The sequence below is a fragment of the Nocardiopsis codii genome, from assembly GCF_036327455.1.
GTDB classification, from domain to species: domain Bacteria; phylum Actinomycetota; class Actinomycetes; order Streptosporangiales; family Streptosporangiaceae; genus Nocardiopsis; species Nocardiopsis codii.
In genome coordinates this window covers 142,187-168,374 of the sequence record NZ_JAUZMY010000008.1, presented here as the reverse complement: position 1 = coordinate 168,374, position 26,188 = coordinate 142,187, and the positions used below count along the sequence as shown (strand labels likewise).

Here is a 26,188-nt window from a genome sequence, read left to right as displayed (position 1 = left end):
CTCCTGTCGCCCCTTCGTCTTTGCTGGTCATCACAGTCTGTCGGTGGAATCCATCGCCCGGCCGTCCACCAGGTCTTCGGGGTCCGGGCGCTTGATCCAGTAGCCGACCTACGAGAACGGGGATCGAGGACGACCGGTCTGCGACCGCGCGGGGCTGCGCGACAATCGGCGCATGACCGACGACCGCTTCATGCTGATCCACGATCCGGAGTTCCGAGCCAGGGGCGAGCGCGTTCTGGGTGCCGAGTTCAGAGCGATGAGCGAGAGGGTCTTGCGGGTCACGGAGCTGACCTCGCGTCTCAACGTCCTCCCGTTCGGCGACGAGGCGGGCAAGGCGGCACTGTTCGAGCAGATCCTGGGCGGCCCCCTCCCTCCGAAGGTGACGATCTACCCGCCCTTCTACACGGATCACGGCCTTCGCCTGGACCTGGCGGAGCGTGTCTTCGTCAATCAGGGGTGTACGTTCCTCGACTACGCCGGCATCCGGTTGGGCGAGGGTGTGATGGTCGGCCCGAAAGCCACGTTCATCACGGTGGGTCACCCGGTGGACCCCGGGGAGCGGCGCCGTTTCCTCAGCGGTGCGCCCATCGATGTGGCGGAGAACGTGTGGATCGGCGCCGGCGCGACGATCCTGCCCGGCGTCAGCATCGGCCGCGACTCCGTCGTCGCAGCCGGGACCGTGGTGGCGGACGACGTGCCGGCAGCGAGCCTGGTGGCCGGTCCCAAGGGCACCGTGCGCCGACGCTGGTAGTGCCGGGCGGCACCGACACCGGGTTCCTTGGGCTCCTCACCTCGGCTTCCCGTCACCGGCATGGGGGCGCACGCAGCCCGCTGGCTTCAGAGAGCTAAAGTCAGACGGGAAGTGAAGTGGTGGCGCAGGAGCGGCTGGGCGCGGTGGCCCACGGCCGGGTGGTTCCCACGGACCCCCGAGCACCGGCGCGGAGACCGCACCGCGCACCCGGTCCGGCGCCCGACCGCGCGCCGAGGACAGGAAGGGAACGTCGCGATGACCAGGACCGCCCAGAGCCGGACCTTCGAGGAGGCCACCGCGATCACCGCGTCCGGCCCGGGGGCGTACGTCGCCGATGTCGATCCACTGTGGACCGTGGTCGGCAACCCGAACGGCGGCTATCTGCAGGCGATCATGGCCCGCGCGGCCGTAGCCGCGTCCTCCCACCCCCACGTTGTCGCGGCGAGCACCCACTTCCTGAGCGTGCCCCGTCCCGGGCGGGTGAGCCTCGACGTGGAGACTCTGCGCCAGGGCAGGAGCATCACCCAGGTGCGGGTCCGGCTGAGCCAGGACGCGACCCCCAGGGCCGAGTCGGTGTTCAGCCTCGGATCGCTGTCGGAGGCCGGGCAGGCGCGGTGGGCCTCGGACGGGCTGCCCGCCGCCGGCGCCCCGTTCGAGGACTGCCCGCGCTTCCTGCCTCCGCGGGAGGGGTTCGCGGTCGAACTGCTCCACCAGGTCCACCTGCACCTCGAACCGGAGTCGCTGTCGTCCGTCCACGGCGCGCCCCGCGGAATCGGCGAGCTGCGCGGCTGGCTCGACCTCCCGGGCGGCGAGGCCTTCGACCCCGCCTCGCTCCTGTTCGCCGCCGACGCGCTCCCACCGGCCACCTTCGACATCGCGTTCACCGGGTGGGTGCCGACCGTGGAACTGTCGACCTACGTCCGGTCGCTCCCGGCCCCGGGGCCGGTGCACGTCGTGTTCGAGGCCAACCTCGTCCAGGACGGCCGGGTCGACGAGACCTGCACCGTCAGGGACGGCCGCGGCACCATCGTCGCCCAGTCGCACCAACTCGCCGGCATCCGGATGGACTGACCGGATCGGCGCGGGCCCGCCCCCGGTGCCGGGAGCGGGCCTGTTCGATGTCGGTGTCCTGCCCGTCACCGCGTGGTCCTGTCACCGCGGGTCCGTCGGACTCGGGGTCACGAGGTGAGGGACGTGGTCCAGGACTCCCCGTCGGCGGACACGTAGCAGAAGGCCTCCTGGATCCCGTACTCCCACGCATCCTGGTTCGGCATGATGGCCCCGACGTAGTACGTGGCCGGTGTGCGCGCGGGGTCCAGCACGCTGTCGCTCATGGGGCTGCACGTGGCGTCGATGTCGACGTAGAACGCGGCCTCTCCGGGCCAGTCGCTCCCCGAGGGAGAGTAGGAGCCGATCACCTCGGCGTTGTGCGGCTCGTCGCAGGAGGTGAGCTCGACCTCGTAGAACTCCGTGGTGGCGGGCTCGATGAAGCAGTCGCCGGTTTGCAGGGTGCACAGCGACAAAGTGTGGCGGCACGTTGTGGAAGCCCTGGCCGGATACGGCCAACAACACGTGCTACCCCACCTCACTGGTTCTGGGATCGTGGTGTCCAGTTCCTCTTCCCTCGTCGCCGGGAGGGCACGCCTGGAGCGGTGCCGGACCAACGCCGACCGAACGTCGCCCCGCGAACCGGACGAAGCCGTCGGGCGGCAGATGCCGACGGCATCGGCCCCGCCACAGTGAGAGCCGTACCGCGATGAACTGGGAGAACAAATCCGCAGGAGCGGCGCGCCACTCCGCGCGGCGCCACCTGACAGCACGGAGTTGAGAAGGGTTCTCTTGGAAGGCAACGACTTGCTGTTCGTCGGCGGGACAGTGTTCGACGGCCTCGATCGTGTGCCGGGTGCTGACGCCCTCGCAGTGTCGGGCGGCCGGATCACCGGGATCGGCGCTTCGACGAATCTGAGAGCGCGTGCCGCCAGAGGTACCCGGATCGTCGACCTGCGGGGGCGGCTTCTCAGCCCCGGCTTGCAGGACGCGCACGTCCATCCCCTCCCCGCCGGAATCCTCGAAACGTGGTGCGATCTCCGCCCCGCAGCCGAACAGGGGCAGGCGTTGGAGATGGTCCGTGCGTACTCGGAGGACAACCCGGAAGAGCCGTGGATCGTCGGCGGTGGCTGGGCGTCGAGCCTCTTCCCCGGTGGACGCCCCACCGCAGGGATCCTCGACGCAGTCGTGCCCGACCGCCCGGTGTACCTCCTGGGAGCAGACCTGCACGACGCCTGGGTGAACAGCACCGCACTGGCCCGAGCCGGAATCACCTCCGCGACCTCCGATCCGGTGCACGGCAGGATCGTGCGCGATTCTCTCCGCCGACCGTCGGGCCTCCTCCAGGAGACAGCAGCCGACCTCATCTCCCGACTGCTACCGGATCCGGGACAGGACCGCATCCGCTCGGCCCTCCTGGCGGCCCAGCGCACACTCCACGGGTTCGGTTTCACCGCGTGGCAGGACGCGCTGGTCGGGCCGTACCTGGGACTGGCGGACCCATTGCCTGCCTACCTCGAACTGGCCGAGGCGGGGGCTCTGACTGGACGGATCTCGCTCGCCATGTGGTGGGACCCGGCGAAAGGCGACGACCAGGTCGACGGCCTTCTCCACCGAGCACAGCTGGCCCGGCGAGCGGGTCTGCGCGCGGACGCGGTCAAGATCATGCAGGACGGCATCTGCGAGAACGGGTGGGCCGCCCTGATCTCCCCGTACGCGAACGGCCGTGACAGCGAAGGCGGCCGACTGGACCCCTGGCAGCTCGCATCAGCGGTCGCGGCCCTCCAGGATGTTGGCCTGTCCGCGCATTTCCACGCGGTGGGCGACCGGGCCGTGCGCGAGTGTCTGGACGCGGTCTCCGCAGCCCGGGCCCGCTCCGTCCCGCCCGCCCCTGGTCACCAGATCGCCCACGCGCAACTCGTCGACCCGTCCGATCTCGGACGTTTCGCCGACCTCGGCGTCACCGCCGTGATACAGCCGCTCTGGGCAGCAGAGGTTCCCGCCACCCGTGAGGTGTTCGGCCCGCTGATCGGCACCGACCGCATCGAGCGCCAGTACCCCTTCGCGAGCCTGCTACGACACGGTGCGCGCCTGGCGGCGAGCAGCGCCTGGCCTGTGAGCAGCCCTCACCCGCTGTGGGGGATGTACGTCGCTGTGACGCGGAGCCCCTCCCTTCCCAGCGCCCCCTGGCTCGGGCCGGAGGACGCCGGACGCGTACTCAACCCGTCCGAACGGTTGTCCGCGCGCGACATCCTCCGCGCCTACACCTCCGGAGCCGCCCATGTCACGCGCGCATCCGGAAGGCTCCGCACAGGGGCGCCGGCCGACCTGACCGTCCTGAGCCTGGACGTTCTCGCACACGACGCACAGAGCTGGAACGACGCCCGCGCCGACCTGACCCTCGTCGGAGGCGCCCCGGTACACGATCCCTTGGAGGAGTTGGTATGAGTGATCTTCTCGAAGCACGGTTGAGCCGCTGGTGGTGCGACCGGCCGACCATACGCACCGTCGACGAGGCCCAGGCGTTCGTCCAGGATGTCGGGTTCGCGGTGCTGTTCGGCGGCGACCGCCCCGTCTACCCCTGTCTGCGGGAGATCTCCCGGGACGACGACGCCAGAATGCTCCCCTCTGGTCTGGGGGAGGACTTCGAGGCCATGTGGGACTGGAAGGACACCCTCCCTGCCCTGAGCAAGGCCTGGCTCGGACGGTTCCTGGGCAGCCGCCAGACCCTGCTGAGCCCGGAACTCCTGGCCGACCTGTACGAGTACCCGGGAGAGCCGGACGATTTCACCCAGTGCGATCATCTGACCCCGAGTGCCCGGGCCCTGGCGGAGACCCTTCTCGTGAACGGACCGACGAACACACGTGATGCGAGGGCCTCCCTCGGGCTCAAGGGCAGGGACTTCGACAGGGTTCTCGCGGAACTCGGCAGGTCTCTCCTGGTGACGGGCTACGGCACCGACAACACCGGCTCGGGGTGGCCCGCCTCGGTGATCGAACTGACCGCACGGGCCTTCGAGGTGCCCAGCCAAGGCGAACGGGGAGAACGGGATGCCTCCGCTGCGGCCCGTTTCCTGGACACGATGGTGGAGGCGACTCCGCGCGAACTCCAACGCACCTTCCGTTGGGACCGAGACCGCGCCCACCTCGCCTGGGAGGCGGCCTCGGCCGGACAGCCCTGACACTCGGGACCGCGACGGTCTCACCCCTCCGGTAGGGCCTCCAGCAATGTGGACCTGGGGCCGGTACGAACCGACGTCAGGATGAACCCGCCCCTCTCGAAGAGGCTTTCCCACTCCCGTCTGTCCCGCTCCCTCCCCCCGAGGAGCACCAACATGTGCAGGTCCAGGAGGAGCGCGGGGTCGGGGCCGCCGCCCCCCCGCAGGACCTGTTCGACCACCAGCAGTCGGCCGTGGGCTGGCATCGCCTCGCGGCAGGCACGCAGGACACTCAGGGCGTCGGTATCGTCCCAGTCGTGCAGGATCTGTGAGAGCACGTACACGTCGGCGCCTGCGGGCACCTCTTCGAGGAAGTTCCCGCCGACACGCGCGATCCCGTCCTCCTCGGCGTTCCCCACCACATGGGGGAGGTCGAGGAGGGTCGCGGAGAGGTGGGGGTGGTCGTCGAGCAGCCTCCGGAGCAGGGCCCCGTCGCCTCCGCCGACGTCCACCACCGAACAGGCCCCCGGCCAGTCCCATTCCAACAGGGGCAGGAGTCGTAGTTCCACCAGCCCTGCTTGGGAACGATCGAACCGTTCGGCTGCCTCCGGCCGTACCGCCAGCCACTCGAAGTAGGGGAGGCCGAACACCGACGGGAAGGCTGGACCGCCTCCGCGCAGCGACTCCTCCGCCGCGCCCCACACTGTGTATGCCTCCGCCGACATCAGCTCGGTGAAGTGGCGCAGGGACCCGGGAATGTCTCCGCGCAGGAGTTCACCGGTGGGGGAAAGTGCGTAGACGCCGGGCTCCACCTCGACGAGGATCTCCTCGGCTGCCAGCACGCGCAGGAATCTCGCCAGCGCCCCCGGATCGGTACCGCTGGCCTCTGCGAGACCTGCGACATCCCGCGGGCCGTGCGCCAGCAGATCGGGGATCCCCACCCGGGAGACGGCGCAGACGGTCTGGGAGACGATGAACCCCATGATGGTTCGCCGCATGGCTGTGTTGTGGTGCCCGGCGTTCTTCGTGTTCACGGATGCTCCCCCTGTCAAGTCGGCGTGTTCGTTGTCAGAAGTGGGAAGAGGGCGCGTTGGGCAGTCGCCCGAAGGTAGTCGGCACCCGCCGTGCCACCTGTGCCGGATACTCTCCCGATGGTCTTCAGGGTCACGCCCCAGTGGCTGCGCTTCATCGCCCGCCATGCGGAGTCGAGTTCGCGCATCACCTTTCGTATGTCGGCCGCGGGCTGCGAGCCCAGGTCCGCCTCTCGGAGGAGCAGAGTTCCCTGGAGGGTCATCCCGTGTGCTTCCCCCGGCCCTTGGCCGTCGGAAGGACGCGGCGCGCTCAAATCCTCCACCTGGCGGTAGGGGCGGGACTGCACCGCGCTCCGCCCGTTCGTGTGCGCGCGGATGACCGCGAACGCGTCGGGAGGCATGGTGGTCAGCACCCGGTAGAGCCCTTGGGTGGCCCGCACCCTGTTGGCGGCCTCCCCCAACAGGGCGAGCGGCCTGGCCGTGTCCCCCGAATCCAGCGCGATGATGCTCTGCGCGATCCGGTCGGCAACCTGCCGGTACAGACTCTCGAAGATCTGGATGCACCGCACGAACATCTGCTCGTCGTGCATCCTGGTGGTGGGGAGGAGGGTGATGTTCACAGCGTCCCGGACCACCGAGGGCACCTGCCCGACCACAGCCATCGCGCATCGATGGGCTGTGTGGGCCCGTCCCGCGTCGCTCGTCTCGTCCCATCGGTCCAACAGCTCCGAGAGCGCGTCGAGCTCCCGACGCGGCAGCGCGAAGCCCGGGGCGAGTTCGTTCGAGAGCGTGAGAACACGGGCCGTGGCGCGCACTCGGACGGCTTGGGCCCTGGTGGGGTGTGCCGTCAACGTCTCGGCCTCCAGCAGGACCAGGTCCGCGGCGGCGGCGACCAGGGTCGCATCCACCATCTGCTCCGAGCCCAGGACGCCGTCGGAGGTCGATGCGGCGGTCAGCACTGTGTTGCCCACGTAGGAGTCGTAGTCGCCATCCTCCTGATCGAGGGCCATGGGCAGCCACTCCCGGAGCAACCCCGCTCCGGGCCACGCATGGACTCGCGCAGCCAAGAGCTCAGCACGCAGGTCCGGGTCCACCTGTAATCGCCCCACCGACCTCAGGTGTGTGAGGACCTCCGCGAACGGAAAGGCGCACAGCTGCCCCGCGACCCGCCCCTGTGACCACAGACGCACCGCGCGGCGCGCGGTCACCAACGCCCTGCGACAGTCCGTGGTCGGCAGCACCCGCAAACTCGTTCCACCGATACCGGACTCCTCCGGACCGAAGGTGCCCGCGGCCCGCACTATGCCGGTCGAGGTGCTCACGTCGCCTCCGCGGCTCTCACCAGGCTCCGGACGGGGGTGCCCCGATGGATGACGCTGGTCCTGGTCTCACAGGGGCCGAGTGTCCGCAGGACCTCCTCCACGATCAGCTCCGGGTCGCAGCGGGTCCCGCAGGTGAAGGCGTCAACGAACAGCGAACGCCGCTCGGGATAGGTATGGACGGAGACATGCGATTCGGAGAGCACGAAGACCGCTGTCACCCCCAATGGCTCGAACTTCTCGGACTGGGTCCCGCACAGGGTCGCGCCCGAAGCCTTGATTCCCCGCAGCACCGCTTCCAGGACGAGGGCGTCGTTCTCTATCAGTTCCGGCGCCACCTCGCTGATGTCACACAACACGTGCACACCGGTGAAGTCGAAATCCATTACACCGTCTCCCATTCCATGGCCCGCGTCGCCCACTCCATGCACGAGACCAGCCGTTCCTCAACCGTTTCGTTGGAGGTCCCCGACACGATCGCTCCCATGACCGTGTCGGTACTGGCGGCTGCCGCGTCGAAGACCTGGGGAGGCGACGCGTTCACCCTGACCTCCGCGTATCCCGGCTGATCGCCGGCGATCGACCGCAGCCTCCCTTGGCGGGGCGGCACCAGGAGGAACCCGTAGCGTTCGGCGGTGGGCTCAGGTCGGTCGGCACGGTGCGAGAGCCCGCTCTGCTCCCGGTACCACTCACGGACGCAGTTCATCCCGGTCGCGCGTTCGAGCACGTCGAGGATGTAGCCGCCACCGGTGCGGGCTGCCGTCTCACAGAAGTACAGCTCGTCGGTCACGGAGTGCCGGAACACCTCCAGGTGGAACGGCGTCGGTTCCGGGAGCGGGAGCGCGCCCGCCACCGCCCGCGCGAAAACACCGAGCCGACGGGCGAGGGCGTCCTCGGGGTCCATCTGCGCGCTGCCCAGGGACCTCCCCTCCTGCCAGGACAGGCAGTTGTTCAGATAACGCGAGGACACCGACCAGAGGACCTCGCCGCGGTGGGTGAAACCGTCGACATGGTGGACCGTGCCGGGAACGAACTCCTCCAGGAGGAGGTCATCGCCCGGTCGACCCGCCAACTCCCTGCGGAGAGAGTCTGCGTCGCCCACCACTCGCACTCCCCGGGACCCATACCCCAGACGCGGTTTGACGACAACGGGCCAGCCGGTCCGCTCAGCGAACTCCACGGCTTCGTCCGGGGTTCGGGGCGCCGAGTAGCGGGGGGTGCGAACCACCTTCGAGACCGCGTCCTTCATCAGGAGCTTGTCCCGGTGGAGCAGGGCGTCGTGCACGGTCGTCCCAGGGATTCCCCAGCGTTCGCGTGCGGCGGAGACCCGCAGGGCGTCGTCCTCGGTTCCGCACACGATCCGCTCGACCCGGCGGGTGCGGCACAGCTCGTCCAACTGCTCCACCACGGCCTGGCTGTGCGAGTAGTCGTCCACGGCGACGACTTGCTCGAACACCTTCCGGTACCCGTCGGCGGACTCTGTAGAGGTGACGAGGACAACCCGGTCCCGGACCTCCGGTAGCCACTCGTGCAGCGGAGTGACGCTGACCGGCACCCGGTGGACGATGACGACGGTTCCGGGTTCGTGACCGCTATTCATGGCTCACCGCCTCGCCCGACGTGTGAGTCTGGGCCGGAGTCGGCGTGTCGAAACTGTTGTTCCCGGTCTCCGCGCCCACCGGGCGAATCCGTGTGAGCAGGGGGAGACACAGGAAGATGAACAACCCCATGAACAGGAAGTAGGAGGAGACATTGACGTCCAGGAGCCATCCGCCCACCACGGGCCCGACGAAGAACCCCAGGTGGCGCAGCTCGGCCAGTCCGAAGTACGTGCCCTTTCGCTCGTCCACCGCCAGCTCGTGCACGGCTATATCGGGAAGGGGAAGCAGTACTGCCTCACCGAGTGTCCAGAAGACGACTCCGATGTACAGCATCGCGAGATGGAGGGGGCTCAGCCAGAAGAACGCGAAGGCCAGGGCGAAGGACGCACAGCCCAGTGTGATCAGCGCTCGCCGGGGAAGCTTCTCCGACAGCCATATGATCATCGGCTGCATGGCCAGCGCGAGAACCGCGTTGCAGACGAGAAGCAGAGCGAACAGGTACTCGGTGCGCTCGGCGTACTGTTCCCGCATGTACAGGGGAATGATCGACTCGATCTGGGAGAAGACCAGGAAGATCACGGCTCCCGCGCCGACCGCGAGCAGCAGGGACCGATCCCGGAGAGCCGTCCCCATGGAATCGGCCATGGAACCGGCGGTACGCGAGGTCGGGGTCCCGTCCCCCTCCAGGGCGTTCAGCGACCGGGCCCGCGCCAGTACAAGCACCAGGTACAGGACGAAGAGGGCTGCCGGCACGAGGAAGAAGGCCGTGAGGCTCACGTTGTAGAGCACGGCGCCCACTGCGGGGCCGATAATCGCCCCCAGGCACAGCGTGATGTACCGGACCCGGAAGATCCTCCCGTCTCCGGTGTCAGCAAGGGAGAGAAGCTTCTTCATACCGGGTTCGACGAGGGTACGTGCCGCACCGAGCATCAGCAGGAGGGCGACGACGAGCGCGGGGGTCTGCACCAGGGCGAGCATGCAGTAAACGACGACGTTGGCGGCCAGGCCGAGGCTCATCAACCGCACCGCGCGCGAACGGTCCACCAGCATGCCGCCGAACAGGCCGCCCACCGCAGCGACGAGGGCGATGCCACCGACGACCGCGCCGATCAGCGGGGTGCTGAGCTCAGTGCGGTCGGCAAGGTAGAGCGAGGCGAACGGCAGGACGGCGAAGAACGCCATCGAGTTCAGGAGGGCTCCGGCGATGAGACTACGCTCGTCCGGGGTGAAGCTCCAGGCGGACCGGCTCATACGCCCACCTGGTCCAGTAGCGGGAGCATGCGGTTGTCACCGTCGGTCAAGCCGCGTGTCCGCCGCTTGAGGGCGACGAAGTCGTCGAGGATGCGCTGGTCGGACTCGGGGGACAGGTAGTACATCATGTTGACGTACCAGATCCAACCCAACTCGGTGACGCGGTACTCGTCTTCGTCCTCGACGAGCATGCGCTCGGCGACGAGCCTGTCGAGCTTGTGCGGAATCTCCGCGGGAACCCGGTTCCAGAGGATGCGCTCCTTCTTCAGGTAGCCGAAGTACGGCAGGTGGAAGACCACCCCGCGCTCGTAGGGGACGTCGTCAGCGATGCTCAGGTTGATTTTGACGTCGCCGTCCTCCAGCATGCGCCGCACGTAGGTGGCTCGGTTCTCGTCGTTCATGACGGTGTACTTGCCGAGCTGGGAGATGCCACTGTTACCGAAGCCGATCAGCTCGTCGTCATGGTGCGACCAGGTGTGCGTGTTGTACAGGTTCGTGTAGTCACGCGAGACGAAGTGCGGACCGGGCTCCTGACCCTCGGGAAGCCGGAGGAAGCCGTGTCCGTTGTGCTGTTGGAAGCCGGCCGCGCGCATGTACTGGTTGAGGTAGATGGTCATGGCCATCTTGTGGGTGAAGGACAGGGGCTCCAGCCCCTTCTCCGCGTAGCCCTTGTGCAGGGGGGCCTGCGTCACGATGTTGGTGATGGGGTACAGCTCGATGGTCTCGGTTCCCATGCCGACAGCCTTCTCGATGTCCCGCGAGAAGGCCTCGAAGGACTGGCCGTGCATGCCGTAGATCATGTCGAAGCTGGTGTAGTCGAAGTAGCGGCGGAACAGTTCGACCGCCTCGTACTCCTGGTCCAGCGTCGCGGTCACATTGAACAGCTCCCGGTAGACCGGGTCCAGGGTCTGGAGGCCGAAGCGGACCTTGTTCACCCCGATATCGCGCATCGCCGCACACTTGGCCTCGTCCACGCTCTTCACCTCGGTCTCGAAGGTGAATTCCCGCAGCTCGGAGAGGTCGAAGTTCTCGTGGATTGCGTGGCCGATCCGACGGATCTGCTCAGCGGACAGCGTCGAGGGGGTTCCGCCGCCGAAGAAGATCGCCCGAATCGGTAGGGAGGTCAGCGACGCGTACCGGCCCTTCAACTCGATCTCTTTGACCAGGGCCCGCACGTAGGTCTCGATCTGTTCGTCGCCGGTGCTTCCCAGGCCCCGGTTGAGTGTGCAGAAGGTACAGATGGTGTCGCAGAAAGGGATGTGGAAATACAAGGCCCGGCTACGGACCCCCTCCGTACCGACACCACTGTAGAAATCGTGGTGGGTGACGGTGTCGAGCTCCTGGCCCTTCATCGGATAGAGCCAGTTGTAGACGGGCAGCTGCTGGTCGAATTTCATCAGGGACTTGCCCGGGACCAGATTGATCATGCGAACTCCAGTTTCGTGTGCGAACGGACGAAGGACATGCGCTCGCGCAGGGCGTCGAGCCCCGGGGCGCTGACGAGGACGAAACCAAGGAGACTGCCCAGGTCTCGGGTGAGCGGGATGGTGTCCCCGGGCGAGACCTGGAGGAAGACGTCGTCGACCCCGGGCAGACCTGCGAGCTCCTCGGCCCCGGTCAGTGAGGCGACCGTGCCGGGACGGTCGTCGTTGCGTAGGCAGCAGACCCCGAGGATCCGGTCGAAGCCGAGGTCGCGCTCCAACAGCCCTGTGTCCTCACCCAGGTAGGCGGCCAGGGTGTCCGCGAAGGGACGGATAGCGCTGTTGCGCTCCCAGTGGTCGACCATGTGAGCGCCGGGCAGGCGGGTCGCGATCTCGATCAGGAAAGCACCGTCCTCGCCGACCTTGACCTCGACATGCGCAGGGCCCAGCTCCACCTCGTAGGCGTCCAGCGTCCGAAGGGCGAGGTCTGCCGCAGCGGCGAGGTCGGGATCCTCGGCGGACAACTGCACCACGTCCCAGTAGGGCTGGTCGTAGTCGCCGTCGGAGGGTTGGCAGTACTCCCACACGTCCAGCACCCGGTGTCGCCCGCCCTGGGAGAACGTGTTCACCGCCAGTTCCCGGCCCCGGACATAGCGCTCTACGAGCCAGGTGCAGATCGGGGAGCCGAAGGTGTCGACGGCAGAAAGGTCGAGGGAAGCGGTCGCCTCCGCCTCGGCAACCAGGGCGATTCCCTGAGCGCCCGCGCCGGTCGCGGGTTTGACGATCGCGGGGTAACCGACACGGGCCACGGACGTCGGGACGTCCTCCGTGGCGACAGCCTCGAAAGCGGGCACCGGGATGCCCCTGGCCACGGCGTGCAGGCGCATCGCCGCCTTGTTCCGGCGGGCGAGGGCCGTGGCTGCGGGGTTGCCCGGAACCCCGAGCACGCCACCGAGTCGGTCGGCGACGACGATCGAGGGTTCGGTGGTCGGCACGACCGCGCGTACGGTCGACCCCACCAGTTCCTCCGCCGTCTCGGCGTCGTGGGCGTACAGGGAGAGGTCGTCCCCCCTCGTGTAGTCGGCCTGCAACGCGGACAGCAGACCGAGCTCCAGGGTGTACAAGGACACCACACGCAAGCCCCGCTCACGGCAGGCGCGTTTGAAGCCGTAGCCCGTCATGAGGGGGTTGACGAGCACCACGTCGCCGAGGGCGACGGCTGCGGGCGCGGCAGGAAGCACAGTCATCGCCCCTCCCCCGGCGGGACCGTCCGGAACCCGAGCTCTTCGCGAACCGTCTTGAGCCGTGCCTCAAGCACGTCCGGGGTATCGGCCCGGACGATCACAACCCCGACCCGGTCCATGGACGAGCGCATGGGGTGAACGGTGCTGCCGGGTTCGACGTCGATCTCCACCTTCACCACGCCCTCGTGGGAGGTGACGGCGTCGACTCCCACGATGTCCACCACCTCGCCCGGTTCCGGGGTGGGGAACCAGACGGCGGCTGTGCCCTGCGAGGGCTGGATCCGGGACGGCTGCTCGCCACAGGCGACGGCGACGACCGCGTCGTAGAGGTCGACTTCGAGGGCGGCCTCCACGGCATCGAGGATGTAGTCCCCAGGGGTGCGTACCGCGACCTCCATGATGCGTGGTCCCCCGGGTGCGTCCCGGTACTCCAGGTGGAGAATGCCGCTGCCCATGCCCAAGGCGCGGACGACGCCCCTCAACAGGTCGTCCGCATCCTGGTCGGCGGGGATCCGGTGTTCGGTCTCCACGAAGAACGGCCGTGGGCCGGTGGTCTTCGCAGTCACGCTGGAGAAGACCACCGACCCATGGTCGGTCACCGCCTCGACGCTGTACTCGGGGTGGTCCAGGTACTCCTCCACGAGCGCCGGCTCCTCCGAGTCGCGCTCGGTGAACCAGGTGCGCATCTCGTGTTCGCCGTGGACGATTCGCACACCGAGACTGCCCGAGCCGGAGACGGGCTTGACCACCACGGGCCAGGAGCCGCCCGTCCAGGCGAGTGCCGATTCCACATCCCTGGCCACGTGAAAACCGGGTTGCGGAAGCCCGGAACGATAGAACAGTTCGCGTTGGGCGACCTTGTTCCTCGACACAAGGGCAGCGCGCACCCCCGGCCCTGGGAGCCCAAGCTCCTCGGCGACCATCGCGGCTGCCAGTACGTGGGGCTCGGAGAAGGCGATCACACCCTCCACCGAACCGTCCGCCAGGGCCCGGGAGGCACCGGAGAGCCACGCCTCATAGTCACGTCCGGAGACCGGGTACGTCCGGTCCGCGGGACCGAGTGCCTCCTTTGTCTCGGGCCACGTGAAGGCCTCCGGACGGTCAAGGACCGCGACCTCCAACCCCCTGTCATGTGCCCTTCTCAGATAAGGGCGCCCCATCCATCCGCAACCAACCATGAGAAGTCTGCGCAAGACCAACCTCCACGCCGACGAAAATCGAAGATACCGATATTGGAATCGATCCTGCCCCGAGAACGAGGCGGAGGCAAACGGGTTCCGGAATGCCCATTTATCGAGTTTGACTTGCGTTCACCCAACAGCTAGAAGCGCTTGCGCGCGCACGCGTAGGACGAAGTTTCTACCAGCACAGACGACTCATATCGCCGAAAACCCCGGATCCGACACCTCGAGCGACAACTCCCAGCAACCCAGGAAAAGACGAGCAAGAGCCCACCAGGACTCACCTTGACCGAGGGGTCCCTGTCCGCTTTCGGACAACACACCCCCCGGCTTCGATCCATTGATAACGATTGATTCGATATTTGATCTGTAATGTTCCTACTACGGAAAGAAACGAAACTTGAATGGGATATACCTTCGCGACTCCCAGACTCCGACCACTCACGCCACAGAAGAAACGCCAGCCTCATACTCCCCAATGCAGGAATGACAGGAAACCCCCGTGCAGCGTCACCGCGCGCACCCGGCGGCGCGCCCCCAGTGACACCTCGCCGACCATCGGTCGGCGCAGGGGCCCCCGCGACCAGGGGATCACCCCGCACAATCCCGCTCTGATGTCCGGCGCACCGGACGCCATGCGCACCCTGCTGGAATCCGGCGAAAACGGCCGAATCTACGTTGAGTCCACGGGAGAGCACAGCTTCGTGCGAGCCACCGAAGCGGTGGTCGAGGTCGCCGACCTGCATGTGCTTCCCTGGGACAAGTGGCGTTCGAGGAGGCGGTCGCCACGGTCTCACCGCTGTTCCAGCAGGCCATGGGCGCCCGGGACCTGGTCCTGGAGAAGTCGCACGAGGATCCGTCGCACTGACTGGCTGGTGGCGCGGTGGCGGTCCGTCACCGACCACGCGGAGGGTTTCCGCAATTCCGCCCCCTGCACCCGTTGGGTGAGCTCATCTGTGAGTCCCCGCCCCGACGCGGTCGAGGTCGTCGAAGCGCACGTGCTGACGGCTTTCCGACCGGTCTGCGCTCCACCACCACGGCGGCGATCAGACGGAGCTACGGGGTGTCCGCGTCGGACCCGGCGGACGAAGCCGTGGTGCGGGTGCCCGGCCCGTCTTCGGTCGGTGCCGTCCGGCATGCGAGGTAGGCGTCCAGCGCGGCGGCGCCGGTGAGCATGGCGCGGCCCCGAGCCGAGAGGCGGGCCTGCCAGCCGTACAGCGTCGATGCGAGCGGAGCGATGCCTCCCGCGGAACGGACCTGGGCGATCAGCGGGGCGATCTGTTGGAGAAGGTAGCCGCCCCGTCTCAGCTGGTGGGCGAGGAGGGCGTCGCGCACGTCGGCCGCGCCGTAGACCCGGTAGCCGGTCTGCGGGTCGCGGCGCGGCCGGACCAGGCCGGCGCGTTCCCAGGCGCGCAGGGTGGCCGGGCGCAGTCCGAGCCTTCTCGCCAGGGGGCCGACGAGCGTGTCGCCGCCCTCGTCGGGTGCGGGCTCGAGGTCGCGGAGCGCGGCCTCGACAGCCTGGAGGGTGCGGCGGTCGTCGAGCAGCTGGGCGTGGCTCTCGTCGATGAGCCGGAATGCCTCGTCGGCGGCGTCCCGGTTGACGGCCTGCATGATCGCCGTGGCCGTCGGGTGGCCGTGGCCGGGCAGCAGGGCGAGGAACGCGCCCAGTGCCTTCGCGTGCAGCGGGGTGTAGGTGCGGTACCCGTGGAGTGTGCGGTCGGCGGCCGGAAGGATGCCGGCCTCCTCGTAGTTCCTGACCGCCTGCGTGGAGAGACCGTGCCCGCGCGCCAGATCGATCGGCCTCAGTTTGCCACCGTTTTGAAGGTTGTGACGCATGAGCCCAAGAATATCGTGGAAAAGTCTCAACTGAGGGTTCAGAGATACCGTTGACGGCATGGTCACTGACATCAAGGACATCACCCATGCCGTCGAGGCCTCCGCGGTGATGGGGCTGCTCCCGCCCCGGCCGCGGCTGCTCGCCCTGGGCGAGCCCACCCACGGCGCGGACACCCTGCTCGACGTGCGCAACGAGCTCTTCCGGCAGCTCGTCGAGCAGGAGGGCTACCGGTGGATCGCGATCGAGAGCGACTGCCTGAGAGGGCTCGTCGTGGACGACCACGTCACCTCGGGCGCCGGCACCCTCGACGAGGTCATGGAGCACGGATTCAGCCACGGGTTCGGCGCGTCCGCCGCCAACCGCGAGCTCGTGCGCTGGATGCGGGAGCACAACGAGGGCCGACCCGCGTCCGAGCGGGTCCGCTTCGCCGGTTTCGACGGCCCGCTGGAGATGACCGGCGGCGCGAGCCCCAGGCAGGCGCTCACCGCACTCCACGCGTACCTCGCCGCACGGGTCGACGCAGACCTGCTTCCCTGCACCCCGGAAACGCTCGATCGCCTGCTCGGCCCCGACGACCGGTGGACCGAACCCGCCGCGATGATGGACCCGTCCCGGTCCGTGGGGCAGAGGCCCGACGCCACACAGCTGCGGCTGCTGGCCGATGACCTGGTGGCCCTGTTCGAGGCGCGGATCCCGCAGCCGGTGGCGGCGTCCGCGTCGGAGGACTGGCACCGGGCACACCTGTACGGTCGCACCGCCACCGGGCTGCTGCGCTACCACTTCTGGATGGCCGACACGTCACCGGCCCGGATGGGGCGACTGTTGGACCTGCGGGGTTCGATGATGGCCGCCAACCTGCTCTCCCTCGCCGAACGTGCTCCGACGCTGGTGTTCGCCCACAACAGCCACCTGCAGCGGGACAAGAGTTCGATGCGGCTGGGCGACCTGCCGCTGGAGTGGTGGAGCGCCGGCGCGATCGTGAGCACCCGCCTGGGCGAGGGGTACGCCTTCCTGGCCACGGCGGTCGGCACGCTGCACCACCAGGGGGTGGACGCCCCTCCCCCGGACACCGTCGAGGGGCTGCTGTACGCGCTCCCGGAGGAGCGTTGCGTCGTCGACTCCCGTCGGCTGGCCGCTGCCGTCGCCGACGCGGAGCCCGCGGCCCGGGTGTCCCCCTGGTTCGGTTACGCTCCGCTCGATCCGGTCCAGGTGGCCGGCACCGACGGGATCGTGTTCGTCAGGGACGCCTGGCCGAGCCAGGCGTCCGCGGTGTCCGGCGACGACTGACCGGTGCCCGTCCGCATGGGACGGTGCGACGCCGTGGCGCGTGGGGACGCGTCACCGACCACGTCGGACCGCCGGAACGCAGCACGGCCCCGGGCTGGAGCACCCACCCCGCCCAGGGCTCAGGCGTCGCTCATCGTGCGGGCCCGGTCTGGAGCGCCCCGTTGCGGACACCGGCCACGGCGCCGCCGTCGACCAGAAGGTCGGTGCCGGTGACGTAGGCGGCGTCCGGCCCGATCAGGAACGCCGCCGCCGCGGCGATGTCGCTGGGGGTACCGGGACGCCGGGCGGCGGACCCGGCCAGAAGGGCGCGAATCTGTGTGCCGGACTCACCGGCCAACTCCTGCTGCCCCATCGGGGTGGAGATGACCCCGGGGCTGATGCTGTTCACCCGGGCCCCGCGGGCTCCCCACGCCAGGCCGGCCGCCTGCACCCGAAGCTGGTTGGCGCGCTTGGCCAGCGAGTACGCCGCACCGGGATCGGAGAGGGCCTCGTCCTGCAGCAACGACAGGGACATGAGCCGGTCGGTCGGCGTCGTCGCCAGTGCGGCCTCGATCTCCGCGGGAAGTCGGCCCGCGCTCAGGGCGCCGGCCATGCTCGCGATCACCACGCCCGCACCACCGGGTGAGATGACACCGGCGAAGGCGTCGAGGAAGTGGGCGACTCCGAGCAGGTCGACGCGCAGGATCGCGTCCGCCGACGCCTGCGCGGGAGAGAGCCCGGCGGTGTGGACCGCCGCGGTGATCGGTCCGAGCTCGGCCGCGGCGACGGCGAGGCGTGTCACCGACGGGGCCGAGGACACGTCGACCGGGTGTGCCGAGACATCGAACCCGTCGCCCCTCAGGCGTTCGGCGACCTGTGCCAGCAGGTCGCGGTCGACGTCCGCGAGCAACACGTGTCTGCCGGAGGCGCAGCGTCGCGCGATCGCCTCGCCCATCCCGCCGGCGCCGATGATGACCAGGACATCGTTCATGAGTGCTCGTTCTCCTTCGTTTCGGGGGCGCGGAGGGTCTGTTCGGCGCCGCGGGGGCGGAGGCCGTCGAGAACGACCGCCACCACCGGCGCGACCAGGTCCTCGCCGTGGGCGCGCACCGTGTAGCACGCCCCCACCAGCGCCTTGATCTCCTCGGGGCCGACACCGCCGCGCCCCCGTTCGGAGAACACCTCGAACGCGGCCTCCAGGACCCGTGCGCGGTTGCGTGCGGCGTCCGCCCTGCGGGGTCGCGGGCTGTCCGTCATATCGCCTCCGGGAGAGCGCGGACCAAAAGGAAAGGACATTCCGCTTTTCGCCCGCCACCCTACGCAACAAGCGGGATGCACGCTCCGCTTGACTCCGCCGATCCGCAGCCGCCTCCGAGACGCGCTCATCGCCCCCCGACTGCGGGACACCACCGGAGTGCTGGCCGCCCGCGACCGGGGAGAAGCGCCGCCGACCGCGGGCACGGTCGTCGCCCTTCGCGATGCGCGAGTCGTGCGACAGGGCGCACCACCCGTGTGATCACGTCGAAGGCGCGGCGACGGCCGATCCCGACGACGAAGATCGAACGCCGTCGTCCCAGCGCATCACCTGCACGAGGCCACCTGCGGCCCTCCTGCCCCGTTTTCCTCGGACGGCTGTGGGCAGAGGCGAGCACAAGGCTGCGGCGGGGAGCCGCTTTCCGTCGCAGCGGATCCTCTGACAGCGGGACCGCCGGGGTCCCGCGGGATCCAACGGAAAGGGGAGACCCCACATGGCGCGAACCGCACGAACCGTCACCGCCCTCGTCGCCTCCGGAACCCTGGCGGCCGGGGTGGGCCTGGCCGGAGCACCGGCCGCCGCGGCCGACGGTGCAGGCACCTCGCTCCCTGCCTCGACCGCCGTCCAGAGCAGCGCATGGCCGGAGTACTCGAAGGGCCAGATGGGGTGGGACGTGGCGGTCGCCAAGTACCTGCTGTGGGAGCAGGGCTACTTCGAGCCCTACAAGGTCGTCGACCACGTACTCGACGACCGGGCACTCGACTCCCTCATGGACTACCAGCAGGACACCGACCTGAAGGTCACCGGTGTGCTGGACGCGCGCAGTTGGGAGTTCCTGGTCGAGGACGCCGGCCCGGTGCAGCAGGGCGATGAGAGCTACGCCGTCAGCGCGGTTCAGACAGCGCTGCAGCAGAAGCACGGATACGACCTCGCGGAGGACGGGTTCTCCACCGACACCCCAGGTCGGGGCGCCTTCGGCACCGCCACGCACGACGCCGTCACGGACTTCCAGCAGGAGGTCGGACTCGATGCCGACGGCGTGGTCGACGCGGCCACCTTCCAGGCACTGGTCGCCGCATAACCCCGCCCCCCGGGGGGACGCGCGTCCCCCGGGCCGGGCTCGACGGAGGCCCCCGCGGCACCGCCCGCGGGGGCCTCGTGCGCTCCACCGTCACACCTCAGTGGTCGGCGGCGCCCCGGTGGACGTGGTGTGTCGGCGCTGCTCGGAACCCGCGTACACCGAACAACGCGGCGGACCAGGCACGGTCCGGCCCCCGGCCTCATCGCGCGGGCCGCTCCGGGCCGAGGACCCCGGGCATGGGAGAGCCCCCGCGCGACGCTCGGTCGCGCGGGGGCTCCCTCGTCTCGCCGGAACCTCCGAGTCCCCCGACTCAGGTGGTCCGGCACGGCCGGCGCCTTCCCCCGACTGCGCTCGGCCCCGCACCCGCTCCTGCCCCACCCCGGATCCGCGCGGCCGGCAAGGCCGCGACCCGCGGGACGGGACGCACAGGTGCGCACCCGAACCCCTACCCGTCACAAGGCGCGCAAACACGACTTCCCGCCGACGGCTGATCGACAGCCGTCATCGGGCCGGCGATCGTCGGGCTCCCCCGCGAGGTCCACGGACCTGTGGCGGTCGGCCGCCTTCTCCTCGTCCGCGCAGATCAGTGACCGTCTGCCGAGAAGCCGTAGACGGACTGGACGGCACCCTGGTCCGTCGCGTGCGAGGAGACCAGGTGCGGCCGCAGGGGGCCGGGATCGGGTCCGAAGAGGGGGATTCCCCTGCCGAGAAGCACGGGAACACGGGTCACCGTGAGGTCCGAGAGCAGACCGGCGGCCAGGAACGCCTGAACGGTTCTGCCTCCATCGGCGTACACGCGCCTCACCCCCGCATCGGCGAGTGCCTTCTGCAGCGCGGGGATGTCCGGGTGAACCGTCACCGGCGAACGCCCCATGTCGGGGTGGGGGCCGGCGGCCAACGTCGTGGAGAGCACGTGGATCGGCCTGCCCCGGTAGTGGTCCTGCGCCATCGCTCGCATGACGTCATAGCTTCCGCGCCCCATCGCCAGGGCGTCGACGGAGGCGAAGAAGTCCTCGTATCCGGTGTTGTCGAAGACGGTCAACCAGTCCAGTTCGTCGTTGGGGCCCGCGATGAACCCGTCGAGGCTGCACCCGAGGAATGCGTGAAATGTGGTCATGTCAGAACCGTAGCGACGGACTCGCACGGCCGGCTTGACGGATCTTGCGCTGTTCGGTTCGTGTCGGCCGGCCTCCGAGGCCCCGCACGGACCTCGGAGGCCCCCGCCAGGGTCCGGCCAGCACCCGGGACTCCCGTTGGGGCGGCCCCTCCCCTGACCTGGGACAGCGCCCGCGCCCCTCGGGTTCCCGTGGCCGCCGCGCGGGCGCTGCCGTGTGCGCGGTCAGGCGTTCAGCGAGAAGGCGCCTTCCCCGGCGGAGACGGTCAGGCTCGTGTAGTCGGGGATCCGGGTGAGCCCCTCCGTGGTGGCCGAGACATGGCCGCCGACCACCACGACCGCGGCCCGGGAAGCGAGCCCGGCCCGCAGACCCGCCTCGGCGTCCTCGAACACCGTGCAGGCGTCCGCGGGCACTCCGAGCAGTCCGGCGGCCCGGAGGTAGCCGTCGGGGGCCGGTTTGGAACGTGTGGCGTCCTCGGCGGCGATGACGACGTCGGGCACGGGCACCGAGGCCAGCCTCATCCGCGCCAGTGCCAGGTCGCGCGACGCGCTGGTGACCATCGCGACCGGCGCGCCGGCCTCCCGCAGCGCCGAGAGCAGCGCGGCCGCTCCGGGGATCTCGGCGATGCCCTCGGTGCGGGCGAACTCCTGTTCGGCCAGGTCGCGCTCGATCCGCGCCCGTTCGGCGGGGTCCAGACGGGGCAGGAACCTCGCCAGGGTGTCGGCGGTCTGGCGGCCGTGCGAGAAGCCGAGGATCTCCTGTGCGTCGAGTCCGTGCTCGCGGGCGAACCCGGTCCAGATCGCCTCGACGACGGCGGTGGAGTCCACCAGGGTGCCGTCCATGTCGAAGAGGAAGCCGCGGGTGCGGATGCTGGGCTGGTGGGGCATCGTGGCGGGGGCCTTTCCTGGTGCGGGGGTCCGGGGCTGAACGGGCTGGGGTCGGGTGAGGCAGACGCGTGCTCTGCGTCCGCGTGTCCGCGGGGCTCACGGCATCGCCTTCGGTGTCCCCCGCCGGTCCGTGTTCAACGCCGGGACGGCGGCTGCGTCGGTCGGTCCTCCCCGCCGGACCGGCAGGGGCACCCCTCGGATCCCACCCTCCACAGCTGCCGCACGTGTACCACAGGACCAGGTCCACGGCTCGGCGGGAGCCGGTTTCCGCGTCGTCCGTGTCTTCCGGCGTGAGCTCCCGGCCTCACGGGGCTCCTTCACCGGGGACGGCAGGCGCCACCGGCAGCGAACGGGTACGCCGACTCGTGGCGGCCGGGGGCCGCGGCCCGGCCACGCGCCCGGGAAGCGTCACAGGGACTTGGTACCAAGGGAGTCCCCGCCGGGCTCAGCGGGGGCTCCCCGACGAAGGAGGCATCCCCATGCGACCGGCCATCGGTATCAGCGACGTACACCGCTTCGCCGTCGTGCGGACACACCACGGCGACGAACGCGCCTGGCGGGCCCTGCTGCTGGCCCTGGAGGCGGAGTATGCCAGGTACGGCTCGCGACCGTCCCGGTTCCTCTTCGTGGACGACCCCGGCTGGGCGGGCGCCACCCCGGAGGAGGTCCTGGAGGCCGTACGCGACGGGGACGCCGAGGCCGTGTTCCTCGCCGACGAGGAGGCCCTGTCGGAGGAGTCCTGGCCCCTGCTGACGGTGTACGCGCCCCTCCCCGACGAGGAGCCGCGACCCTCGGAGGAGACGCTGTTCCGTACGGGGCTGGACATGGTCTACTACGTCGACACCAACCTCTCCACAGGCAACACGGACGTCGCCGACTTCGCCGCGGGGGCACACGAGGCCCCCGACGGGGTCCTGCGGTTCGCGGCCTACTTCGGACAGGGCCGGCCGCAGTACCCGGACGCGAGCGGGCCGCGTTTCTCCTTCACACCGCAGGCGCTGAACCTGCCCTGAGAAGGCGGAGGATCCGGGACACCGCTCCACGGCTGAGGCGGCGAAGCCCTGGGCGGTGACGTCCACCCGGCCAGGGGCGTGCTGCGGGCTCCTCGGGCTCCTCCCCCTGTGTCGGCACCGCCCGCGCCCCGCCCTGTCACCGCGGATCCGCCGCAGGAGATGGGTCGGGGTTCTCCATGAGGCCGGTGAGCACCCGGCGCACCATCCGCTCGAACAGGGTGTGCGTGTCCGGGGCCGCTCCGGCGCCGGGGCCTCCCGCCAGCGCGGCCGCGACGAGCGGATGCCGCTCCTCGGTCGCGGCGGTGGCCAGGTAGGACATGCGCGCGTGTGCGGGGTCGGCGGGCGCGTTCCGGCGCTGGAGTTCGGTGCGGGCGAACAGGGTCACCAGTCCGTTCAGCAACCCGACGGTCTCCAACCGGGCGGAGTGGGACAGCGACGTCGGTTCCAGGGCGCGCAGCGCGCGTTCCAGGTAGTCCATGCCCCGGGGGCCCACGGTGGGTTCCGTCGGCAGGTCGAGCAGCCACGGGTGGCGCAGGTGGACCTGCTTCGCACGGCCCGCGAGCGCGGCCAGGTCCTCGACCGGATCCCCGCTCAACGGGTCGCCGAGGTCGATCTCCCCCGCGACGGCGTCGGCCATGAGGTCGAGAAGGTCGCCCCGGGCGGAGACGTAGCGGTACAGCGAGGCCGGCCCGGTGCCCAGCCGCCTGGCCACCTGCCGCATGGACACCGCCGCGAGGCCTCCCTCGTCCGCCATCTCGACCGCCGCGGCGGTGATCTGCGCCCGGCTCCGCTCCGGTGCGGGGCCGCGCGCCCCCCGCTCGGGGCGGTTCCACACGCTCATCGGTTCCTCGGCCACCGGCCCCGCTCCCATCTGTCGGATCGCTTCCCCTATAGTAATACTGAGAACAGTGATCGCAGTATTGGAAGGAGCAGGACCATGGAACGACGAACGTGGACGGCGACCCGTTGGGCGTACAACCGCGACGTCCGGCTGGCCTTCGACACGTGGGCCGGCGCGGACGAGGGGGAGCCGCTCCTGCTCATCATGGGCCTGGGGGTCAATCGGCAGTGGTGGCCGGACGGCCTGGCCCGGGTCCTGACCGGACACGGCTTCTCCGTTGCCCGCTACGACCAGCGCGACGCCGGCGAGTCGACCCACCTGCCACCGACGAAGCCCCGCACGCCCGCCACCGCCCTGCTGGCCAGACGGGGCGAGGCCTACACGGCCGAGGACATGGCCGACGACGCCGTCGCGGTGCTGGACGCGCTCGGATGGGAGTCGGCACACCTGCTCGGTGTGTCGCTGGGCGGCGCCGTGGCGCAACGCGTCGCGGTGCGCCATCCGGACCGGGTCCGTACCCTGACCTCGGTGTCGGCGGTCCCCGGAGACGCGGGAGGACTCGGCGTCCTGAGGTACGTCCACGTGCCCGCCCTGGCCCGGCTCAGCCTGATGCGCCACCCCGACACCGCGGAGGGCGCCGTCGAGGCCGGCCTCGCCATAGCCCGGTTCTGCGCCTCTCCGAGCCACCCCTTCGACGAACAGGAGGGGCGCGCGAGGGCCGAACGCCTCGCCGACGGCGGCACCCGCGACGTCCAGGCGCAGAGCCGTCAGATCGGCGCGCAGTGGCACGGCCCGGCGATCAGCACGATCACGGCGCCCACCCTGGTGCTGCACGGCAAGGACGATCCGCTGATCCGGACGCGCGCCGCCACCGCGATCGCCTCCCGTATCCCCGGCGCGCGCCTGGTCGTCCTGCCGGGCGTCGGCCACGAGATCCCAGAGCCGGTGTGGGAGACCGTCGCCGCGCAGGTACGGGCACTCTCGGACGGTCCGACGGGACGGACCGGGTCACGGTGAGCGGTCGGTGACCAGGCCACCGCGCAGACCGTACGACGCGCGCCTACGCGGCGCGTTCCCATCAGACCTGGCGGATCGGGCGGGTCGGACGACCTCTCTCCACCGTGCCGGGGTGCCCCGGACCCGGCCGGACACGGCGTTCCGCGCGTCCGGAGCACGCTGACCGAGGTGCCCGGAGGGGCGGTCGCGGCCCGCGTCGGCGCGACGCGAGTCCGGGATCGTTGCACCCCACCCCCTGGCGTGCTGTGATCTTGCTGCCACTCACAGCAACCATTCGGGAGAGCCATGCACCTGCGCACCCTTCTTGCCGCCACCGGACTCGCCGCCCTCGCGGTGGCGGGCGGCGCCACTGCCGCCACCGCCGCCGAGGGCCCCGGCCTCCTCGGGTCCGTCCGCGACACCTTCTGCGTCGACCCCGCTGCCGCCGGGAACGTCGGGCTCCTCCTCGAACCCCTCACTCCGGCAGTCGTGCACTGTCCCACTCCCGTGCCGGAGCAGGCCTAACCCCACCACGGCGGTGACGGTCCCGCGCCGCCGTCACCGCCGTAGCCCGGCGCGGGCGCCAGGGCGTCGACCGCACCCCGCGGTCACAGGAGGGGTTCCGCCCGGATCTTCCGGACGGAACCCCTTCGCGTGCCCGATGCCGACCACGAGGCGTCACCCGCCCCTTCCCCGCTCCCAGGGGCATCCGGTCCGCCCCTGGACGGGGTTCAGCCGCTGGTCGAGGTGATGACGCCGACGCTCACGGCGGCGGAGGACGCGGCGATCGCGGCCGCGGTGCGGGTGACCGCGCTGTTGACGGCCACAGCACCCCAGTCGCCTTCCATGATCTGCTTGGCGCGGGTCACCGTGGTGCCGTTCCACGGCAGGGCCGGCCGCAGCGCCGGCATCGCTCCGCTCGCGTACACCAGGCCGATCACGGCGGCCGTTCGCGTGTCCGGCTCCTCCCCGTCCTCGAGCGCGGCACGGATCCGCCCGCGAAGGTCCTCCTCGTGGCGCTCGTCCTCGGCCGGCCACCTCGTCGTGCGGAAGATGCCGAGAACGCGCTTGCGCTCCTTGCGGATGAGACCGCGGTTCTCGAGTCGGTCGAGGAGGGTTTGCAGGAGGTTCTTGCTGAGGGCGAGCAGGAGCGGTTGCACTCGCTGCTCCCGCTCCGCGACGACGTCGAACGCGGCTCGGAGCACGGGGTCCGGGATCGGCTCCTCCCCCACCGGCCGAACGATCGGGCCGTTCAAGCGGCTCAGGGCGCCGCCGCTCGTCTCGTCGATGTCGACGCGTCCGAGAAGGGCGAGTTCGACGAGCACGGCCCCGCTCAGCGTGTAGTGAAGGGTGCCTGCTCCGGCGATGGAAGCGCCGTCGTCGTCGAGTAGGAGCAGCATGAGCTCCTCGACGATGAGGAGGTTCTCCTGCATGCGGGGGCTCCTTCCTGGGTTCGGCCCTCAGCGGGAGGGGGAGGGGAGGTTCGGTCGTCGTCGTTACCACGAGGCGGGTCGGGCGGACGTGGCCATGAGGTCGGGGCGTGGAACCCGCCACCGCTGTACACAGCGTGGACGATGGCTCCGGGCACCTGTGCGGGGGCGTGCCCGTCGCGGGCGCCGGATCCGCCGCCGCGCCTGTCGAAGGCCTCGGTGTTCCCACTCGTGGGATCCCGCCCTCCCGGTGCCGGGTTCACTCGGCGGCACGTGCGCGGTGTGTCGACCTCGCCTTCTAGTACGGCGTACTAGAGCCTCGGCGTGCATGCTAGCACGGTGTGCCGGCACAACGTACCAGGCGTACGGTCGCGGCCCGCCGGGCTCCCGTCTGCGCTCCCCCCACGCCGACACCTGTTCGGCCCCGTCGGTCCCGGCGGCGGGACCGACGAAGCGGTCGGCG

General features: G+C 70.0%; 25 protein-coding genes. 9 read left to right on the top strand and 16 right to left on the bottom strand.

Features of this window, described 5'->3' with window-relative positions; genetic code table 11:
• Window positions 1-172 precede the first annotated feature (172 nt).
• Window positions 173-751: a sugar O-acetyltransferase gene (locus tag Q8791_RS10640; RefSeq protein WP_330091471.1), complete on the top strand. Its 579-nt coding sequence runs from the start codon at window positions 173-175 to the stop codon at window positions 749-751.
• 255 nt (window positions 752-1,006) lie between these two features.
• Window positions 1,007-1,822, top strand: coding sequence for a thioesterase family protein (locus tag Q8791_RS10635; protein WP_330091470.1), 816 nt, complete (start codon window positions 1,007-1,009; stop codon window positions 1,820-1,822).
• A gap of 107 nt (window positions 1,823-1,929) precedes the next feature.
• Here Q8791_RS10635 and Q8791_RS10630 read toward each other — a convergent pair whose 3' ends face one another.
• A complete protein-coding gene (locus Q8791_RS10630; protein WP_330091469.1) occupies window positions 1,930-2,274 on the bottom strand; it encodes a septum formation family protein in 345 nt (114 codons plus the stop codon).
• Window positions 2,275-2,590: 316 nt separating this feature from the next.
• Here Q8791_RS10630 and Q8791_RS10625 point away from each other — a divergent pair, with 316 nt between their 5' ends.
• Together Q8791_RS10625 and Q8791_RS10620 are read left to right on the top strand one after the other, a co-directional pair.
• Window positions 2,591-4,246, top strand: a complete 1,656-nt coding sequence (locus tag Q8791_RS10625; RefSeq protein ID WP_330091468.1) for an amidohydrolase — start codon at window positions 2,591-2,593, stop codon at window positions 4,244-4,246.
• On the top strand, window positions 4,243-4,980 hold the full coding sequence (locus Q8791_RS10620; protein ID WP_330091467.1) for an AlkZ-related protein: 738 nt from the start codon (window positions 4,243-4,245) through the stop codon (window positions 4,978-4,980). The genes Q8791_RS10625 and Q8791_RS10620 overlap by 4 nt, the downstream gene beginning before the upstream one ends.
• A 20-nt stretch (window positions 4,981-5,000) precedes the next feature.
• On the opposite strand, the gene Q8791_RS10615 is transcribed toward Q8791_RS10620, so the two are convergent.
• The 9 genes from Q8791_RS10615 to Q8791_RS10575 all read right to left on the bottom strand — a co-directional run bounded on the left by Q8791_RS10615 (window position 5,001) and on the right by Q8791_RS10575 (window position 15,840).
• On the bottom strand, window positions 5,001-5,990 hold the full coding sequence (locus Q8791_RS10615; RefSeq protein ID WP_330091466.1) for a methyltransferase: 990 nt from the start codon (window positions 5,988-5,990) through the stop codon (window positions 5,001-5,003).
• Between the two features lie 14 nt (window positions 5,991-6,004).
• The gene (locus Q8791_RS10610) at window positions 6,005-6,997 is read right to left on the bottom strand and encodes a tryptophan 2,3-dioxygenase (RefSeq protein ID WP_330091465.1); all 993 of its coding nucleotides are present in this window, start codon (window positions 6,995-6,997) and stop codon (window positions 6,005-6,007) included.
• Window positions 6,998-7,305: 308 nt separating this feature from the next.
• Entirely contained in the window at window positions 7,306-7,692 is a 387-nt protein-coding gene (gene speD, locus Q8791_RS10605) for an adenosylmethionine decarboxylase (protein WP_330091464.1), read from the bottom strand.
• The gene (locus Q8791_RS10600; RefSeq protein WP_330091463.1) at window positions 7,692-8,906 is read right to left on the bottom strand and encodes an ATP-grasp domain-containing protein; all 1,215 of its coding nucleotides are present in this window, start codon (window positions 8,904-8,906) and stop codon (window positions 7,692-7,694) included. The genes speD and Q8791_RS10600 overlap by 1 nt, the downstream gene beginning before the upstream one ends.
• A complete protein-coding gene (locus Q8791_RS10595; protein WP_330091462.1) occupies window positions 8,899-10,158 on the bottom strand; it encodes an MFS transporter in 1,260 nt (419 codons plus the stop codon). Before Q8791_RS10595 ends, Q8791_RS10600 begins: the two co-directional genes overlap by 8 nt.
• Window positions 10,155-11,585: a coproporphyrinogen-III oxidase family protein gene (locus Q8791_RS10590; protein ID WP_330091461.1), complete on the bottom strand. Its 1,431-nt coding sequence runs from the start codon at window positions 11,583-11,585 to the stop codon at window positions 10,155-10,157. Before Q8791_RS10590 ends, Q8791_RS10595 begins: the two co-directional genes overlap by 4 nt.
• The gene (locus Q8791_RS10585; protein WP_330091460.1) at window positions 11,582-12,826 is read right to left on the bottom strand and encodes an ATP-grasp domain-containing protein; all 1,245 of its coding nucleotides are present in this window, start codon (window positions 12,824-12,826) and stop codon (window positions 11,582-11,584) included. Before Q8791_RS10585 ends, Q8791_RS10590 begins: the two co-directional genes overlap by 4 nt.
• Entirely contained in the window at window positions 12,823-13,983 is a 1,161-nt protein-coding gene (locus tag Q8791_RS10580; protein WP_330091537.1) for an ATP-grasp domain-containing protein, read from the bottom strand. The genes Q8791_RS10585 and Q8791_RS10580 overlap by 4 nt, the downstream gene beginning before the upstream one ends.
• Window positions 13,984-15,060: 1,077 nt before the next feature.
• Window positions 15,061-15,840: a TioE family transcriptional regulator gene (locus tag Q8791_RS10575; protein WP_330091459.1), complete on the bottom strand. Its 780-nt coding sequence runs from the start codon at window positions 15,838-15,840 to the stop codon at window positions 15,061-15,063.
• Window positions 15,841-15,898: 58 nt separating this feature from the next.
• Here Q8791_RS10575 and Q8791_RS10570 point away from each other — a divergent pair, with 58 nt between their 5' ends.
• Window positions 15,899-17,128 (top strand): erythromycin esterase family protein, encoded by a 1,230-nt coding sequence (locus Q8791_RS10570; RefSeq protein WP_330091458.1) that lies wholly within the window; start codon window positions 15,899-15,901, stop codon window positions 17,126-17,128.
• A 130-nt stretch (window positions 17,129-17,258) separates the two neighbouring features.
• On the opposite strand, the gene Q8791_RS10565 is transcribed toward Q8791_RS10570, so the two are convergent.
• Both Q8791_RS10565 and Q8791_RS10560 read right to left on the bottom strand, forming a co-directional pair.
• Window positions 17,259-18,098, bottom strand: coding sequence for an SDR family oxidoreductase (locus Q8791_RS10565; RefSeq protein ID WP_330091457.1), 840 nt, complete (start codon window positions 18,096-18,098; stop codon window positions 17,259-17,261).
• A complete protein-coding gene (locus Q8791_RS10560) occupies window positions 18,095-18,364 on the bottom strand; it encodes a hypothetical protein (protein WP_330091456.1) in 270 nt (89 codons plus the stop codon). Before Q8791_RS10560 ends, Q8791_RS10565 begins: the two co-directional genes overlap by 4 nt.
• Window positions 18,365-18,855: 491 nt before the next feature.
• On the opposite strand from Q8791_RS10560, the gene Q8791_RS10555 reads away from it, so the two are divergent.
• Complete coding sequence (locus tag Q8791_RS10555; protein WP_330091455.1) at window positions 18,856-19,443, top strand: peptidoglycan-binding domain-containing protein; 588 nt, start codon at window positions 18,856-18,858, stop codon at window positions 19,441-19,443.
• Window positions 19,444-20,026: 583 nt separating this feature from the next.
• On the opposite strand, the gene Q8791_RS10550 is transcribed toward Q8791_RS10555, so the two are convergent.
• Both Q8791_RS10550 and Q8791_RS10545 read right to left on the bottom strand, forming a co-directional pair.
• Window positions 20,027-20,560 carry a dihydrofolate reductase family protein gene (locus tag Q8791_RS10550; protein WP_330091454.1) on the bottom strand — a complete coding sequence of 178 codons (534 nt, stop codon included), beginning with the start codon at window positions 20,558-20,560 and terminating at the stop codon, window positions 20,027-20,029.
• A gap of 222 nt (window positions 20,561-20,782) precedes the next feature.
• On the bottom strand, window positions 20,783-21,445 hold the full coding sequence (locus tag Q8791_RS10545; protein ID WP_330091453.1) for an HAD-IA family hydrolase: 663 nt from the start codon (window positions 21,443-21,445) through the stop codon (window positions 20,783-20,785).
• A 479-nt stretch (window positions 21,446-21,924) separates the two neighbouring features.
• Between Q8791_RS10545 and Q8791_RS10540 the strand changes: the two genes are divergently transcribed.
• On the top strand, window positions 21,925-22,458 hold the full coding sequence (locus Q8791_RS10540) for a DUF6924 domain-containing protein (protein ID WP_330091452.1): 534 nt from the start codon (window positions 21,925-21,927) through the stop codon (window positions 22,456-22,458).
• Between the two features lie 136 nt (window positions 22,459-22,594).
• Here Q8791_RS10540 and Q8791_RS10535 read toward each other — a convergent pair whose 3' ends face one another.
• On the bottom strand, window positions 22,595-23,299 hold the full coding sequence (locus Q8791_RS10535; protein ID WP_330091451.1) for a TetR/AcrR family transcriptional regulator: 705 nt from the start codon (window positions 23,297-23,299) through the stop codon (window positions 22,595-22,597).
• Between the two features lie 96 nt (window positions 23,300-23,395).
• Between Q8791_RS10535 and Q8791_RS10530 the strand changes: the two genes are divergently transcribed.
• Window positions 23,396-24,316, top strand: coding sequence for an alpha/beta fold hydrolase (locus Q8791_RS10530; protein WP_330091450.1), 921 nt, complete (start codon window positions 23,396-23,398; stop codon window positions 24,314-24,316).
• 285 nt (window positions 24,317-24,601) lie between these two features.
• Complete coding sequence (locus Q8791_RS10525) at window positions 24,602-24,820, top strand: hypothetical protein (RefSeq protein WP_330091449.1); 219 nt, start codon at window positions 24,602-24,604, stop codon at window positions 24,818-24,820.
• A 206-nt stretch (window positions 24,821-25,026) separates the two neighbouring features.
• Here Q8791_RS10525 and Q8791_RS10520 read toward each other — a convergent pair whose 3' ends face one another.
• Window positions 25,027-25,728 carry a GOLPH3/VPS74 family protein gene (locus Q8791_RS10520; protein ID WP_330091448.1) on the bottom strand — a complete coding sequence of 234 codons (702 nt, stop codon included), beginning with the start codon at window positions 25,726-25,728 and terminating at the stop codon, window positions 25,027-25,029.
• Window positions 25,729-26,188 lie beyond the last annotated feature (460 nt).